The sequence below is a fragment of the Arthrobacter bussei genome (assembly GCF_009377195.2).
GTDB classification, from domain to species: domain Bacteria; phylum Actinomycetota; class Actinomycetes; order Actinomycetales; family Micrococcaceae; genus Arthrobacter_D; species Arthrobacter_D bussei.
On the sequence record NZ_VJXX01000002.1, the window covers coordinates 88715 to 103757 of the forward strand.

Annotated in this window: 13 protein-coding genes; 9 read left to right on the plus strand and 4 right to left on the minus strand. The window is 69.5% G+C overall.

Translation table 11 applies throughout. From position 1 onward, the window contains the following. The first annotated feature begins 5 nt into the window (after positions 1 to 5). Positions 6 to 1235: a radical SAM family heme chaperone HemW gene (gene hemW, locus FNH21_RS08660; RefSeq protein WP_152814382.1), complete on the plus strand. Its 1230-nt coding sequence runs from the start codon at positions 6 to 8 to the stop codon at positions 1233 to 1235. A 71-nt stretch (positions 1236 to 1306) separates the two neighbouring features. Here the strand turns inward: hemW and FNH21_RS08665 are convergent, their stop codons facing one another. Both FNH21_RS08665 and FNH21_RS08670 read right to left on the minus strand, forming a co-directional pair. Continuing rightward, positions 1307 to 1723: a DUF4870 domain-containing protein gene (locus FNH21_RS08665; RefSeq protein ID WP_152814384.1), complete on the minus strand. Its 417-nt coding sequence runs from the start codon at positions 1721 to 1723 to the stop codon at positions 1307 to 1309. 79 nt (positions 1724 to 1802) lie between these two features. Beyond that, positions 1803 to 2654, minus strand: a complete 852-nt coding sequence (locus tag FNH21_RS08670; RefSeq protein WP_152814386.1) for a DUF3097 domain-containing protein — start codon at positions 2652 to 2654, stop codon at positions 1803 to 1805. A gap of 175 nt (positions 2655 to 2829) precedes the next feature. Here FNH21_RS08670 and hrcA point away from each other — a divergent pair, with 175 nt between their 5' ends. The 3 genes from hrcA to FNH21_RS08685 all read left to right on the plus strand — a co-directional run bounded on the left by hrcA (position 2830) and on the right by FNH21_RS08685 (position 5820). Beyond that, complete coding sequence (gene hrcA, locus FNH21_RS08675) at positions 2830 to 3843, plus strand: heat-inducible transcriptional repressor HrcA (protein WP_191931781.1); 1014 nt, start codon at positions 2830 to 2832, stop codon at positions 3841 to 3843. 76 nt (positions 3844 to 3919) lie between these two features. Further along, entirely contained in the window at positions 3920 to 5050 is a 1131-nt protein-coding gene (gene dnaJ, locus FNH21_RS08680) for a molecular chaperone DnaJ (protein ID WP_191931782.1), read from the plus strand. 2 nt (positions 5051 to 5052) lie between these two features. Further along, positions 5053 to 5820 carry a 16S rRNA (uracil(1498)-N(3))-methyltransferase gene (locus tag FNH21_RS08685; RefSeq protein WP_152814388.1) on the plus strand — a complete coding sequence of 256 codons (768 nt, stop codon included), beginning with the start codon at positions 5053 to 5055 and terminating at the stop codon, positions 5818 to 5820. 55 nt (positions 5821 to 5875) lie between these two features. Here FNH21_RS08685 and FNH21_RS08690 read toward each other — a convergent pair whose 3' ends face one another. After that, complete coding sequence (locus FNH21_RS08690; RefSeq protein WP_152814390.1) at positions 5876 to 6865, minus strand: GerMN domain-containing protein; 990 nt, start codon at positions 6863 to 6865, stop codon at positions 5876 to 5878. Positions 6866 to 7316: 451 nt separating this feature from the next. Between FNH21_RS08690 and FNH21_RS08695 the strand changes: the two genes are divergently transcribed. From FNH21_RS08695 to FNH21_RS08715, 5 genes are all read left to right on the plus strand, one after another. After that, the gene (locus FNH21_RS08695) at positions 7317 to 8351 is read left to right on the plus strand and encodes a PhoH family protein (protein ID WP_152814391.1); all 1035 of its coding nucleotides are present in this window, start codon (positions 7317 to 7319) and stop codon (positions 8349 to 8351) included. After that, positions 8348 to 8821 carry an rRNA maturation RNase YbeY gene (gene ybeY / locus FNH21_RS08700; protein WP_152814393.1) on the plus strand — a complete coding sequence of 158 codons (474 nt, stop codon included), beginning with the start codon at positions 8348 to 8350 and terminating at the stop codon, positions 8819 to 8821. The genes FNH21_RS08695 and ybeY overlap by 4 nt, the downstream gene beginning before the upstream one ends. Beyond that, the gene (locus FNH21_RS08705) at positions 8818 to 10128 is read left to right on the plus strand and encodes a hemolysin family protein (protein ID WP_152814395.1); all 1311 of its coding nucleotides are present in this window, start codon (positions 8818 to 8820) and stop codon (positions 10126 to 10128) included. The genes ybeY and FNH21_RS08705 overlap by 4 nt, the downstream gene beginning before the upstream one ends. After that, entirely contained in the window at positions 10115 to 11044 is a 930-nt protein-coding gene (gene era / locus FNH21_RS08710) for a GTPase Era (protein ID WP_152814397.1), read from the plus strand. The genes FNH21_RS08705 and era overlap by 14 nt, the downstream gene beginning before the upstream one ends. 182 nt (positions 11045 to 11226) lie before the next feature. Beyond that, positions 11227 to 12819, plus strand: a complete 1593-nt coding sequence (locus FNH21_RS08715) for an LCP family protein (RefSeq protein ID WP_152814399.1) — start codon at positions 11227 to 11229, stop codon at positions 12817 to 12819. Positions 12820 to 12897: 78 nt separating this feature from the next. Here the strand turns inward: FNH21_RS08715 and FNH21_RS08720 are convergent, their stop codons facing one another. Continuing rightward, positions 12898 to 14871 carry a M13 family metallopeptidase gene (locus FNH21_RS08720; protein WP_152814401.1) on the minus strand — a complete coding sequence of 658 codons (1974 nt, stop codon included), beginning with the start codon at positions 14869 to 14871 and terminating at the stop codon, positions 12898 to 12900. Between the last annotated feature and the right edge of the window lie 172 nt (positions 14872 to 15043).

Consider the following 15043-nt stretch of genomic DNA (forward strand, 5'->3'; position numbering starts at 1 on the left):
CAGGAATGCCTAGCGCCCTGCCACTCGGCCTGCCCGCGCCGGCGGACGGGATCCTGCCGGCGGAGGCCGCCGTCGATGCCGGTGCGCGCGACTTCGGCCTCTACGTCCACATCCCCTTCTGCGCCGTGCGCTGCGGCTACTGCGACTTCAACACCTATACCGCCACCGAACTGGGTGGGGGAGCGTCCCAGGACGCGTACGCCGGTTCCGTCCTCGCTGAACTGGAACTCGGAGCACGGGCGCTGGCGGGCTCCGGCGTGCCGGCCCGCCCGATGTCCACCGTGTTCTTCGGCGGCGGGACGCCCACCCTGCTGCCCGCGGAGGATCTCGCCTCGATCCTCCGGGCCGCGACGGCTCGCTGGGGACTGGCGCCCGGCGCGGAGGTCACCACCGAGGCCAACCCGGACTCGGTGACCCCGGCCTCCCTGCGCATCCTCCGTGACGGGGGCTTCACGCGCGTGTCCTTCGGCATGCAGTCCGCTGTGCCGCACGTCCTCGCGGTGCTTGACCGGACGCACGCGCCGGACCGCGTGCCGCAGGCCGTCCAGTGGGCCCGCGAGGCGGGCCTGGCGGTGAGTCTCGACCTGATCTACGGGACGCCCGGCGAGAGCCTGGACGATTGGCGGACTTCGCTGACGACGGCGCTCTCCTACGCGCCGGACCACATCTCCGCATACGCGCTCATCATCGAGGAGGGTACCCGTCTTGCGTCGCAGATCCGTCGCGGGCAGGTCCCACCCATCGACGACGACGACCACGCGGACAAGTACGCCCTCGCCGACGAGCTGCTGACGGCCGGGGGACTGCACTGGTACGAGGTGAGCAACTGGGCCAGGACGCCCGACGACGCCTGCCGTCACAACCTGGCCTACTGGCGCGGGAGCGACTGGTGGGGCGCCGGCCCCGGCGCGCACTCGCATGTCGGCGGGACGCGCTGGTGGAACGTCAAGCATCCGCGCGCCTATGCCGCCGCGCTGGAGGGCGGGGCGTCTCCCGCAGCCGGCCGCGAGATCCTCAGTGGCGAGGACCGCTACGTCGAGGACGTCATGCTGAGGGTGCGCCTGCGGGAGGGACTCCCGACGGCGGTCCTGACGCCGTCGGGCAGGAAGGCCGTGGCCGGCCTCATCGCCGATGGGCTGGTGGAGCCCGTCGACGCCTTCGCGGGCCGCGTGGTCCTGACCTTCAGGGGACGCCTGCTGGCCGACGCCGTCGTGCGCCGCCTGCTGCCCGACTGACACCGATGGAGCGCCGCCGCACACCGCCGGAGCGCCGCGGCACCCGGCCGGAGGTGTACCGGCGGGCGTGCCTAGCGGATGAGCCGCAGGTTCAGGGCGTAGCGGTAGGGCCGTCCACGGTTCACCTGGATGCCGGCGTTCACGGAGAAGATCGTGATGGCGACCCAGATGAGGGCGTTGACGACGGCGAAGATGCCGCCGATGTCCGGCACGAGGGACAGCAGCCAGGCCGTGAGGGCCAGAAGGGTCGGTGGGAGCGTGAAGTTCAGCGCCTCCTTCGATTCCTGGGCGGTGAACGGGCCGCGGTCCTTGAAGATGAGGAAGATCAGCAGCGAGGGGATGAACCCGAGGATGCCGCCGAAGTGTGCGAGGGTGGCGAACTGCCGGTCCTCGGACGCCGTGAGCGGCAGGGCGTTGGCCGGAGTTCCCTCGAAGGCGGGGAGGGACGCGCTCCGTCCTTCGTGCTGATGGTCGGCGGTGTTGGACAACGGTATTCCTTTGCTGGCTCGCGGAATTCCTCCGCCGTGACTGTGCTCCAAGGATACGGGGTGGCCACCATGGATCGCTTCAGGCCGTGCCCGGTGGAGCGGTCAGGAAATCGATGACCTCCTCGACGCGACCGAGCAGCGAGGGCTCAAGGTCCGCGTAGCTCCCGACGCCGCCGAGGATGCGCTTCCACCCCTGGGCGACGGCCGCCTGGTCCTGGTACGGCCAGCCGAGCCCTGCGAGGATGCCCGTCTTCCAGTCCTGACCCCGCGGCACCACGGGCCAGGCCGTCCGCCCGAGAACGGCCGGCTTCACCGCCTGCCAGACGTCCACGTAGGGGTGCCCGACGATCAGCACGTGGTGACGTGCTCCGGGTACGGTCATCGCCTGCTGCGCGATCCGTGACTCCTTCGTGCCGGGCAGGAGGTGGTCGACGAGGATCCCCAGGCGGCGGGTCGGTCCGGGTCCGAACGCGCGGATCGCGCCCTCGAGATCATCGACTCCGTGGAGGGGTTCGACGACGATCCCCTCCAGCCGCAGGTCGTCGCCCCACACCTTCTCCACGAGTTCGGCGTCGTGCTGGCCCTCCACCCAGATCCGGCTCGCCCGGGCCGTCCGGGCACGCGCCCCCTCGACGCGGACACTCCCCGACGCCGTTCGCGTGCGTGCTGCGGCCGGCACCGGGCGCGGGGCGACCAGCTGCACCGGAGCGCCGTCGAGCAGGAAGCCGTGTCCCAGCCTGAACGTCCTGTGTCTGCCCCGACGGTCCTCGAGCACCATGACGTGCAGTCCGCCGGACTTCTCCACGCGCACCACGGCGCCCACGAATCCGCTCTGGACGTCCTCGAGGACCATGCCCCGCTCGACCGGGACCTCCGGGAGGGCCACGCGTCGCGGAGCCGAGATGTCCTGTGCTCCCCAGCCGTGATCCATCCCGAACACCCTTCCGACGAGGGCTCCGGCGGTATGCCGCGGCCCGGGTTGCCAATGCTAACAATCGCTCGCGACGTACTAGACTTGGCACTTGGGTGTGTCGAGTGCTAACCGCTCGGAACCACCCTGACCGCGTGCCCGTGAGGTAGGGACAGACCCGGAGGTGACTTGAGGAGTGAGTGAACCGCGACGCCTGGAGGTGCTCCGGGCCATCGTCGAGGACTACGTCCACTCGAGGGAGCCGGTCGGCTCCAAGGCGCTCGTCGACCGCCATCAGCTCGGGGTGTCCTCGGCCACCATCCGCAACGACATGGCGGTGCTCGAGGAGGAGGGGCTGATCGCCGCCCCGCACACGAGCTCCGGCCGGATCCCCACGGACAAAGGCTACCGCCTGTTCGTCGACCGCATCTCGGAGGTGAAGCCCCTCTCCGGTCCGGAGAAGAAAGCCATCCAGACGCTGCTCGAGGGTGCCGAGGACGTCGACGACGTCATGGACCGGACGGTGCGGCTGCTCGCGCAGCTGACGAACCAGGTCGCCGTCGTGCAGTTCCCCCGCGTGGGAGGGGCATCGGTACGCCACATCGAGTTCGTCCTGCTCGCTCCCCAGCAGATCCTGGTGGTGCTGATCGCGACGAGCGGGACGGTGCAGCAGCGGATGGTACGGACGCCGTCGGACATCCAGGAGAGCGAACTCGCCGAGCTCAAGCAGCGGATCCTGTCCGCGGTCTCGGGTGTCAGGCTGACGAACCTCCCCGGAGAGCTCGGCTCCGCGCTCGCGCAGTTGCCGGCCGGCCTCCGGACGCACGGGGGTACGATCGTCAGGGCGCTCGAGCAGCTGGCCGGGCTCGGCCGCGAGGACCGGATCCTGCTCGCGGGGACGGCCAACCTCGCGCGGTCCACCGGTGACTTCCCGCTGAGCATCGGCCCGATCCTCGAAGCACTCGAGGAGCAGGTGGTCATGCTGCGGCTCCTGTCCGAGATGGAGTACGACGCGCGCGGGATCTCGGTGCGGATCGGCAGCGAGAATCCCTACGGCGGCCTCTCGGGGGCGTCCGTGGTGGCGACCGGCTACGGACCGGACGCCGGAGCGAAGCTCGGTGTCCTCGGACCCACCCGCATGGACTACCCGACCACGATGGCCGCCGTGCGCGCCGTCGCCCGTTACCTCTCGAGGATCCTCGAGGAGTAGCGGGGCCCGCAGGATTCCCACCGGCACTGCCGGTGAGCAGACGACAGTTGTCTCCAACAGGAAGTGATGTGCACGAGTGAGTAATCACTATGAGGTCCTCGGTGTGGCGCAGGGCGCGACCGGGGAGGAAATCAAGAAGGCTTACCGCAAGCTGGCCCGCAAGCTCCACCCGGACGTCAACCCGAGCGATGATGCGGCCGAGGAGTTCAAGCTGGTCACCCGCGCCTACGAGGTGCTGTCCGACCCCCAGAAGCGTCGCGTGTACGACACGACCGGGAACGAGAACGGGACGGACACCGGCTACGGCTCGGGCTACTCCGGCTCCGGGTTCGCCTTCCAGGACATCTTCGAGACGTTCTTCGGGGGCAGCGGCCAGCAGGGCGGCGCCCCGTCCCGGACGCGCCGTGGCCAGGACGCGCTGATCAACGTGCGGATCGACCTGAAGGACGCCGTCTTCGGCGCCAACAAGAAGATCGAGGTGGACACCGCCGAGGTGTGCCCCACCTGCGACGGCTCCTGCTGCCAGCCCGGTACCTCACCACGCACCTGCGACATCTGCGGTGGCTCCGGACAGGTCCAGCGGGCCGTCCGGTCCATTCTCGGCCAGGTCATGACCAGCGCGCCGTGCGGTACCTGCCAGGGTTACGGCACCGTCATCCCGAGCCCCTGCCACGAGTGCAGCGGCGAGGGACGCATCCGTGCCCGCCGGACCCTGACCATCAAGGTCCCCGCAGGCGTGAGCACCGGCACTCGCATCCAGCTCGGCGGCCAGGGTGAGGCCGGGATCGCCGGTGGCCCCCAGGGTGATCTCTATGTGGAGATCCGGGTCAACACGGATTCCACCTTCCTGCGTGACGGCGACGACCTCCACGTGACGCTGAGCGTCCCCATGACGGCGGCAGCGCTCGGAACCTCCGTCCACCTGGACACCTTCGACGGCGACCAGGAGCTGACGATCAAGCCGGGCACGCAGTCCGGGGAGATCCTGACCCTCCGCGGGCTCGGCGTCACGCACCTGCGCAACCAGGGCAGGGGAGACCTCCGCGTCCACCTCAATGTTGAGACGCCACGCAACGTCGACCACCAGCAGGAGGAACTCCTCCGGAAGCTGGCCGAGCTCCGTAACGAGGAATACACCGACGGTCAGCTGGCGAGCAGTGGCTCCGGCGTCTTCGCCCGCCTGCGGGAGCGGCTCGGGAACCGCTGACCATGACGCGTCCGCTGTTCTTCGCGCCGGGCACCGAGGTCCGTTCCGCCCGACCCGGGGGCGCCTTCGTCCTCGGGGGTGACGAGGGACGCCATGCCGCCACGGTGCGTCGACTGGGCCAGGGCGAGCGGATCGATGTCTCGGACTCCGCGGGGTACCGCCTGACCGGTGTCATCGCCGCCGTCGGAGCGGGGACCGTCGAGCTCACGGTCGAAAGTGCCGGGCAGGACCCCGCACCCCTCCACCGTCTCGTCCTCGTCCAGGCCCTGGCGAAGGCCGGCCGCGACGAACAGGCGGTGGAGGCGGCGACGGAACTGGGGGTCGACGCGGTGGTGCCGTGGCATGCCGAGCGGAGCATCGTGCGGTGGCGGGGGGAGAAGGCGGAGAAGGGCCGGCAGAAGTGGCTGTCCCTCGTGACTGCCGCGTCGAAGCAGTCGCGGCGGTCGTTCGTCCCCGACGTCCTCCCCGTCATGGACACCGCCGGGCTCACCGCGTGGACCGCCTCGGTCGATCACGTCGTCGTGCTGCACGAGGACGCCGACGCCTCGCTGTCCGATCACCTCGCCGTGCTCCGCAGTTCCGGCGGACTCGACGGGCCGACGACCACGGCCGTCGTCGTCGGACCCGAGGGCGGGATCGGCGACGCGGAACTCGGGAAGCTGCGATCCGCGGGCGCCGAGAGCGCTCGGCTGGGGCCGCACGTGCTGCGGTCCTCGTCCGCCGGTCCGGCGGCCCTCGTCCTGCTGAACCACCTGCTGGGGCGCTGGTAGACGCTCGACCACCTGCCCGGGCGCTGGTGGCCGCACGGCATGGAGGCGAATCAGGTCAGCGGACGACGACGGACTTCGAGTCCTCGGCGACACCGTCGCCCGAGGGCGCCGAGACCGTGATGTCGTAGCTCCCCGGGGGCAGGCCGACGGCGAAGGAATAGGCGCCCGGTGCACCATCCGCCGGCACGATGTCGACCACGCCGTCCAGGAACAGGTCCGTGCCGCCGGCGGAGCCCTCGGACCTGCGATCGATGCGCCAGACCACGGAGTCGTCTCCAGCGGGCCCCAGCCCGTGGACGGTGAGGCTCTCGCTGCCGAGTTCGACGCCCTGCTGCGGGTCGATGATCCACACCGGAGCGAGGACGCCGGTGTCCCTGGTCAGTTGCCCGCCGAGGTCAACCGACCCGAAGGCCCGGTAGTCCGCGGTCCCGTCGACCAGCACCACGACGGAGCTGGCTTCACCGCCCGTGATGAGACCGCCGTCCGACGCCGCCGCCGTCGCCGTGAACACCAGTTGCTGCAGTGCGAGCCGGGCATCCTCCTCGTCGAGGCGCTGCGCCAGGGCGTCGGAGGAGATGTCGAGGGTGATGACATTCCTCGTCGAGACGGAGGAACTGATGCTCGAGGCGGGATCCCAGGGGGAGGTGTAGTCGGGGTCCAGGGGTTCGCCCTCGGTCATGATCCGCACGGCTTCGGAGATGGGATCACCGCTCGACGCGGCAGGGGAGGGCAGGAACTCCCGGAAGAGCCTGTCCGCCCCGTTCACATCACCCAGCCAGTAGACCGGCACGAGCGGCCGCGAGGTATCCGCCGGCCCCGCAGCGGCACCCTGCGACTCCAGGGCCTCCTCGGACGGGGCGCCGGTGACGGTTCCCTGACCGGAGGCCTCGACCGGTCGGGCCAGGTCCGTCCTCGCGGCACTGCCCTCGAACACGTCGAGATTCGGGACGAGGAAGACGCTGCTCGCCACCAGGACGCCGCCGGAGACGAGCAGGATCCCGCGGAGGCCGAGCCTGCTCTGCCGGAGGGGGTCCTGGCTGTTCATGCTGGCCCCTTTCCGTCAGGCGCTTCCGGGCGCGATGGGTCGATCGGTACGAAATTCTCGGGTGACGAGCGGGCACCGGGGGTGCTGTCGCCAGGCCGGCCGCAGGACGAGGTTTCCCTGCCGGACCTGAATCAGCTTGGCACAGCCGGAAGGGCGGTCCCGCAGGAATACGAGGGGTGTGGAGGACTGAAACCGGATCGATACGAAGCCGTTGCCGATTCGCGACGGGGAGTTGCGGCGTCGGCAGCCCCGGGAGGTGTCGCGCGCCGTCGTGCGCCCGGTGCATCGACTCCTGCTGCGCCGTGGTGTATGACGTAGGATTAAGGTCTCTGCCATCTGTCGAACCCGGCCGCCCTGAACGGGCGGACACGGTTGCGGCACACGGCTACACGGGCACGGAGCCGGGACGACAACGCGAACGAGGGGCGATCGAAGGCCGCAGGGCCGAGCTATGAGCGAATCTTCAACAGGGATCAACGTGGCAGGACTGGATACGAGGACCGTCTACTTCGACTCGACGGAGCAGATGGTGCAGGCACTGGGCTCCAATGACGAGGCCCTCCGCCTGATCGAGGAGTCCTTTCCCGGCGTCGGCCTCCAGGCCAGGGGCAATGAGCTCACCATCTCCGGGCCGTCGGCCGACGTGCTGCGCACCGAGCGCCTCGTCAGCGAGATCCGCACCATGGCGAGCAACAACGCGACCGTCTCCCCGCAGGTGCTCGAGCAGCTCGTGACGATGCTCAAGACACAGAGCGCCGCACGACCCTCCGAGGTGCTCTCGGTCAACATCCTCTCCTCCCGCGGGAAGACGATCCGCCCGAAGACCCTGAACCAGAGCACCTACGTTGAAGCGATCGACCGCAACACGATCGTCTTCGGCATCGGACCCGCGGGTACCGGCAAGACCTACCTGGCGATGGCCAAGGCGGTGCAGGCCCTGCAGCAGAAGGAGGTCAACCGGATCATCCTGACCCGGCCCGCCGTCGAGGCAGGGGAGCGTCTCGGCTTCCTGCCGGGAACGCTCAACGACAAGATCGATCCGTATCTCCGCCCGCTGTACGACGCCCTGCACGACATGATGGACCCCGACTCGATCCCGCGCCTGATGGCCGCCGGCACGATCGAGGTGGCCCCGCTCGCCTACATGCGCGGCCGGACGCTCAACGACGCCTTCATCATCCTCGACGAGGCACAGAACACGACGCCGGAGCAGATGAAGATGTTCCTCACGCGGCTCGGGTTCGGCTCCAAGATGGTCGTGACCGGGGACGTCACCCAGGTGGACCTGCCGAACGGGACCAGTTCAGGACTGCGTATCGTGAGCGAGATCCTGCGCGACGTCGACGATGTCTACTTCAGCGAACTCGACGCCTCGGACGTGGTGCGCCATCGCCTCGTGGGCGACATCGTCAGCGCCTACAGCGCCTGGGACGAGGAGCAGCGCGGCAGCCAGCAGCGCTCCGGCCGCCCGGTGACCGGCCGATGAGCGTCGAGGTCAACAACGAGTCCGGGTACGACGTCGACGAGGAGTCCCTCGTCCGGCTGACCAATTTCCTGTTCGAATCGCTGTTCATCCATCCCGAGGCCGAGTTGTCCGTCATCCTCGTGGACACCGCCGCGATGGAGAAACTCCATGTCGAGTGGATGGACGAGCCGGGCCCCACCGACGTGCTCTCCTTCCCCATGGACGAACTACGGCCGGGGACCGCGGGCCGGGTGACACCCGCGGGGCTCCTCGGTGACATCGTGCTGTGCCCCGAGGTGGCCGCTGCACAGGGTGCGGCTGCAGGCCATGGGACCCGGGACGAGCTGCTGCTGCTGACCACCCACGGTGTCCTGCACCTTCTCGGCTTCGACCACGCGGAGCCCGACGAGGAGAAGGAGATGTTCGGCCTGCAGCGCCAGCTGCTCGCGGACTTCCTCGGCGGCGACGCCCCCCGGGAGACCCGCGCTTGACCGTCTGGCTCCTCGGGCTCATGGGCCTGCTCTTCGCCCTGACCGCTGCACTGGTCACGGCGGCCGAAGCGGCCTTCAGTTACCTGCCGCGACAGGAGGGTGAAGCCCTCGTCCAGGGCTCGCGGACCTCGTCCCTGCGCCGTATCCTGGACGCCCCCGTGGCCCACATGCACGCACTGCGGTTCTGGCGGGTCTGGTTCGAGATGGCCGGCGCCGTCGCGGTGGCGATCCTCTTCCACGACCTGCTGGACAGCATCTGGCTGGCAGGACTCCTCGCCACCGCGGTGATGGCGGCCATCGGGTTCGTGATCGTCGGTGTGTCCCCGCGCCAGCTCGGACGGATGCACGCCGCGACCGTCGTCCGCCTGACGGCCGGTCTGGTGGCGTTCCTCCGTGCCCTGCTCGGCCCTGTCCCGCGCTGGCTGGTCCGCATCGGCAGCGCGATCACGCCGGGGGCCGCGCGAGACGAGGCGGCCTTCTTCACGCAGGAGGAGTTCCGGGAACTGCTCTCGCGTGCCTCCGATGCCGAGATGATCGAGGACAACGAGGCCGAACTCATCCACTCGGTGTTCGAACTCGGCGATACGAAGGTCCGCAGCGTCATGGTTCCGCGCACCGACATGGTCACCATCGAGTCCGGCTCGACCCTGAGCCAGGCGATGTCCCTGTTCCTCCGCTCCGGCTATTCGAGGATCCCCGTGATCGGCGAGAGTTCGGACGACATCAAGGGTCTGCTCTACCTCAAGGACGTCGTGGCCAGCCTCCACGGCAGGCCGGCATCCAACCTCGCGCGACCGGTCGACGCCGAATGCAGGCCTGCCCGGTACGTCCCCGAGTCGAAGCCCGTGGGCGACCTCCTGCGGGAACTGCAGCGGGAATCCACGCACGTGGCCATCGTCATCGACGAGTACGGCGGTACCGCGGGTCTGGTCACCCTCGAGGACCTGATCGAGGAGATCGTCGGCGAGATCGTCGACGAGTACGACTCGGAGGTACCGGAGCAGGAGAGGCTCGACGACGGCGAATTCCGCGTGAGTGCGAGGATGGGCATCGACGACCTCGGTGAGCTCTTCGGCCTCGACCTCGACGACGAGGAGGTCGACACCGTCGGTGGGCTGCTCGCGAAGACCCTGGGCAGGGTGCCGATCGTCGGATCAGAGGTCACAATTGACGGTATCGGGCTACGGGCCGAGCGCGTGGAGGGTCGGCGCAACAGGGTCTCGCACGTGATCGCCCACCGCATAGCGCCGTTGAACACCGAGCACCACGAACGAGAGACGACAGAGGCAGATCATGAGCGACGCTAAGCACAGGGCGGGGTTCGTCTCGCTCGTCGGACGCCCGAACGCCGGGAAATCGACTCTCACCAACGCCCTGGTGGGCCAGAAGGTCGCCATCACGTCCGCCAAGCCCCAGACCACCCGCCACACCATCCGCGGGATCGTCAACCGGGATGACGCACAGATCGTGCTCGTCGACACACCCGGCCTGCACCGTCCGAGGACGCTGCTCGGGCAGCGCCTGAACGACCTCGTCGCGGACACGCTGGCCGAGGTCGACGCCGTCGGATTCTGCCTGCCCGCCAACGAGAAGATCGGTCCGGGCGACCGCTTCATCGCCGAGCAGCTCGCACGCCTGCGTCGCAAGCCGCTGATCGCCGTCGTCACCAAGACGGACCTCGTCGACCGCAGGTCGCTGACCGAACAGCTGCTGGCCGTCGCGAAGCTCGGCACCGAGGTCGCCGGACCCGAGGGGTGGGCCGACATCGTGCCCGTCTCCGCCGCCGACGGCTTCCAGGTGGACACCGTGGCCGACGTCTTCAGCCGGCACATGCCCGAGTCGCCCGTCCTGTACCCGGACGGCGAGCTCACCGACGAGCCCGAGGCGATCATGGTCGCCGAACTCGTAAGGGAGGCGGCTCTCGAGGGAGTGCGTGACGAGCTGCCGCACTCCCTCGCCGTCGTCGTCGAGGAGATGATTCCCCGCGAGGGGCGCAGCGAGGACAATCCGTTGCTGGACGTCCACGTCAACCTCTATGTCGAGCGGCCGTCCCAGAAGGCCATCATCATCGGGAAGGGCGGTGCCCGCCTCCGTGAGGTGGGCACCAACGCGCGGCGTGGGATCGAGGCGCTGCTCGGTACGCGGATCTACCTGGACCTCCACGTCAAGGTCGCCAAGGACTGGCAGCGCGACCCCAAGCAGCTCGTCAAGCTCGGCTTCTGACGGGCACCAACGCCCCGCCCCGGTCGTTGGGAGCACAGCGGGGTCCCGTCCCGTGCACCGTGGATCACCGACGATCCGGTCCCTCCACTCCGTCGGGGCGCGCCGCGGGTGCGCCGCGCACCCGGGCGAGCGGACGGTGACAGAATGATCCGAATCGTCCAGCCATCCGAAGGAGCCCGGGCATGACCCGCCGACAGCCACCCGAGGGCGCCGACCCCGCCGCCGCCCCGCCATCAGGCGCGTCGGGTGAGCCGACGGGTGAGCCGACGGTCGGAGACGGAGCGATCCGCGGAACGAGCGACGGCGATGGTCCTATCGGCCGCCACCTCGGGCACGCCCGGCGACACCGCGGACTGAAGATCACGGCCCTCGTCATGACGACGCTCATCGTCGCGGCGGTCGCCTTCGTCGGGGTCCAGGTGCTCAGGCTGCAGTCCAACGTCGTCACCCTGCCGCTCAACCTCGCCGAGGGTCAGGAGTCCGCGCTTCCGGTCGACTCGAGCACCGACCCCCTCCAGATCCTGATCCTCGGCTCGGACACGAGGACGGGCAACTCGGGTGAGTTCTTCGGTGACGAGAGTGATTCCTCGGGTGAGGGCAACTCGGACGTCATGATGCTCCTGACCCTCTCGGCCGATCGGGAGAACGTCACGGTCGTCTCGTTCCCGCGGGACCTCCTCGTCCCGCTGCCCGCGTGCATGAATCCCGACACGGGGCAGCCGTCGGAGGCCCAGGAGCTGGGCCAGCTCAACGCGGCACTCAACGAGGGGGGGCCCGGCTGCACCGTCGCCGCGATCAACAACCTGACCGGACTCTCCGTCGACCACTTCATGATGGCGGGGTTCAATGCGGTCAGTGAGCTCTCGTCCGCGGTGGGCGGCGTCGAGGTCTGCGTGCAGGAGCCGGTCGACGACGAGTTCTCCGGCCTGAGGCTGCCCGCGGGAACCAGCGAGGTCGAGGGCGACCAGGCCCTCGCGTTCCTCCGGACGCGCCACAGCTTCGGTGACGGAGGGGACATCGGCCGTATCGCGGCGCAGCAGTCGTTCATGGCTTCGCTCGCCCGCAAGGTGCGCGCCGAGGGCACCCTCACCAACCTGCCCAAGCTCTACTCCATCGCGGAGGTCGTCACGCGGAACCTCACCGTGGACGAAGGCCTGTCCCAGCCCGCGGAGATCCTGAAGATCGCCGACCGGCTCAAGGACGTGGACCTCGGCAACATGGCGTTCGTGACGGTCCCGGTGCAGCCCTGGGACCAGGATCCGAACCGCCTCGTGATCGACGAAGCGGCCGCAGCACCCCTGTTCGATGCCCTGCGTGAGGATCGTGGCCTGACCGAGGAGAGCGCGGCACCGTCCGCACCGGCATCGACGCCGGCCCCCTCCGAAGCTCCTGCCACACCGGAGGCACCCGCCTTCGATCCGGCGTCCGTGCCGCTGCTCGTCGTGAACGCGACGACGGACGCGGGCCGTGCTGCAGAGGTGCAGCGGCTGGTCCTCGAGGCCGGGTACACGCAGGCGGTGACGTTCGAGTCGGCGCCTGCGGCGACCACGCTCGTGGTCTACGGACCGGGGTACGACGGCGCCGCGGAGGACGTGGCGACGCGCTTCGGCGTCGCCGCGGCGAACATCATCGCCGATCCGGGCCTCGTCGGGGTCCAGCTGCAGGTCGGAGCGGATCTCGCGACCGGCTCCGCCGTCGTGGTCCCGCCGCTCGGCAACGAGCTCGACGGCCAGACCGCCGACCAGGTCACCTGCCAGGCGTCCTCCGGGCTGTAGTCGCGCGAACCCTGCACGACCAGGGTCCATATCCCGGGGAGGTCCGACCCCGAGCCGGCGGGCGGACCTCCCGCCACGTCACCAGATGCGGACGCGGTCCTCAGGCCCGAGCCACAGGCGGTCCTGCTCACCCACGCCGAAGGCCTCGTGGAACTCGTCGAGGTTCCGTACCACCTGGTTGCAGCGGAACTCGTTGGGGGAGTGCGGGTCCACTGTCAGACGACGCCGGGCCTCCTCGGGGCGGATCTTCTGCTGCCAGCACGTGGCCCAGGAGAGGAAGAAGCGCTGCGTCCCCGTGAGGCCGTCCACCACGGGTGCCTCCCGGCCCTCGAGGCTGAGGAGATACGCGCGGTAGCTGATCCCGAGTCCGCCGAGGTCGCCGATGTTCTCGCCGAGGGTCAGTTCGCCGTTGACCGCCTGCCCCGGGACCTCCGAGGGCTCGAGGGCGGCATACTGGGCGACGAGGCGGCCCGTGAGTGCGTCGAAGGCCTTCCGATCGTCCTCGCTCCACCAGTTGGACAGCATCCCGGTCCCGTCGAACTGCGAGCCCTTGTCGTCGAAACCGTGTCCGATCTCGTGTCCGATGACCGCGCCGATCGCGCCGTAGTTCACGGCGTCGTCGGCCTCGATGTCGAAGAACGGCGGCTGCAGGATCGCCGCCGGGAACACGATCTCGTTCATGGTCGGCATGTAGTAGGCGTTGACGATCTGCGGTGTCATGAGCCACGCACCCCGGTCGATGGGCCCGCCGAGCTTGCCCAGCTGCCGGCCGTGCTCGAACTCCGCGGCGCGGAGGACGTTGGCATACAGGTCCGAGGGGGCCACCTCGAGCGGAGCGTAGTCGATCCACTCCTCCGGGTACCCGATCTTCGTGGTGAACTGCGAGAGCTTCTCGAGTGCCCTCGACCGGGTCTCGTCGGTCATCCACGCGAGCCCGCGGATGCTCGTCTCGTAGGCCGCGATGAGGTTCCGGACGAGAGCCAGCATCGCCTCCTTGTGGGTGGCGGGGAAGTGCCGCTCGACGTACTTCTGCCCGATCGCCTCGCCCATCGCCCCCTCCACGAGGGCGACCCCACGCTTCCAGCGGTCCTTCAGGCGGGGGGTCCCCGCGAGGTGGGTGCCGTAGAACGCGAAGGTCGCGTCGACGAAGCGATCGTCGAGGTAGTCGGACGCATGCAGCAGGACGCGGCTCGCGAGCCACTCGCGCCACGTCCCGAGATCCTCCTCGCGGAGCGCGGCGTCCAGCCCACGCACGAAGTCGGGCTGGTTGACGACGAGCTCGGCGTAGTGCGCCGGAGTGTCCGTCACCGTGGAGAGCCAGGGCACCAGGTGTGCGGAGAGACCCCCGAGGTCCCCGTGCCCGAGGAGGTTGTAGGTCTTCTGGGGGTCCCGGCGCTCCACCGAGCCCATCGACGAGGACGCCAGGCGCGTCTCCAGTGCGACGACACGCGCGGCCGCTCCGGCGGCGTCGGCAACCTCGACGAGCGCGAACAGCTGCTCGAGGAGCGCCTGGTACTTCTCCCGCGTCTCGGCGAAGCCGTCCTCGCGGTAGTAGGACTCGTCCGGCAGGCCCAGTCCGGACTGGTACAGGTGCAGCAGGTAGCGTGTCGGGTTCCCGGCGTCGTTGCTGACGTACGGCGCGAGGAGGCCCTGCACGCCCGAGCGCGACAGGTTTGCACTGAGGTCCACCAGCTCACCGGCCGTCGTGACGTCCGAGATGCGCTCGAGCAAGGGCCGGATCGGCGTCGAACCGTCCCGCGCGACGCGGTCCGCGTCCATGAAATCCGCGTAGAGCGTGCCCAGCTTCGCGTCGATCCCGTCCGTGGCCGCATCACCACCGGGGTCAGCCCCCGATCGCGCGGCGGACTCCTCGATGATCGCGCGGACGGCCAGCTCCGAGGCGTCGCGCAGCGCGGTGAAGGACCCGGCGAGCGGGCGGTCCTCAGGGATCACGGCGTCCTTCAGCCACACGCCGTTGGCATGCCGGAAGAGATCGTCCTGGGGACGGGTGGTCCCGTCGAGATGGGTTGGATCGAACGTGCTGATGGTCAAGATCGGCTCCTGGTTCTCCGTGGTGCAGCGCAGGACGACGCCCGTCCGGGCGCCCCGGAACCCATCCTAGGGGCCGTGCTAGGGTGACGGAGTGCGCGCACAGACGACTCTCCTTCGGTGCCGCGGCGAGGCCTAGGACGCTGTAGAGCTACTGGCCACCCCTCGCCGCGGA

Coding starts and splice junctions, on each gene's coding strand:
- hemW (WP_152814382.1), top strand. CDS start 6: ATGCCTAGCGCCCTGCCACTCGGCCTGCCCGCGCCGGCGGACGGGATC.
- FNH21_RS08670 (WP_152814386.1), bottom strand. CDS start 2,654: ATGGATCACGGCTGGGGAGCACAGGACATCTCGGCTCCGCGACGCGTG.
- FNH21_RS08685 (WP_152814388.1), top strand. CDS start 5,053: ATGACGCGTCCGCTGTTCTTCGCGCCGGGCACCGAGGTCCGTTCCGCC.
- FNH21_RS08690 (WP_152814390.1), bottom strand. CDS start 6,865: ATGAACAGCCAGGACCCCCTCCGGCAGAGCAGGCTCGGCCTCCGCGGG.
- FNH21_RS08695 (WP_152814391.1), top strand. CDS start 7,317: ATGAGCGAATCTTCAACAGGGATCAACGTGGCAGGACTGGATACGAGG.
- ybeY (WP_152814393.1), top strand. CDS start 8,348: ATGAGCGTCGAGGTCAACAACGAGTCCGGGTACGACGTCGACGAGGAG.
- era (WP_152814397.1), top strand. CDS start 10,115: ATGAGCGACGCTAAGCACAGGGCGGGGTTCGTCTCGCTCGTCGGACGC.
- FNH21_RS08715 (WP_152814399.1), top strand. CDS start 11,227: ATGACCCGCCGACAGCCACCCGAGGGCGCCGACCCCGCCGCCGCCCCG.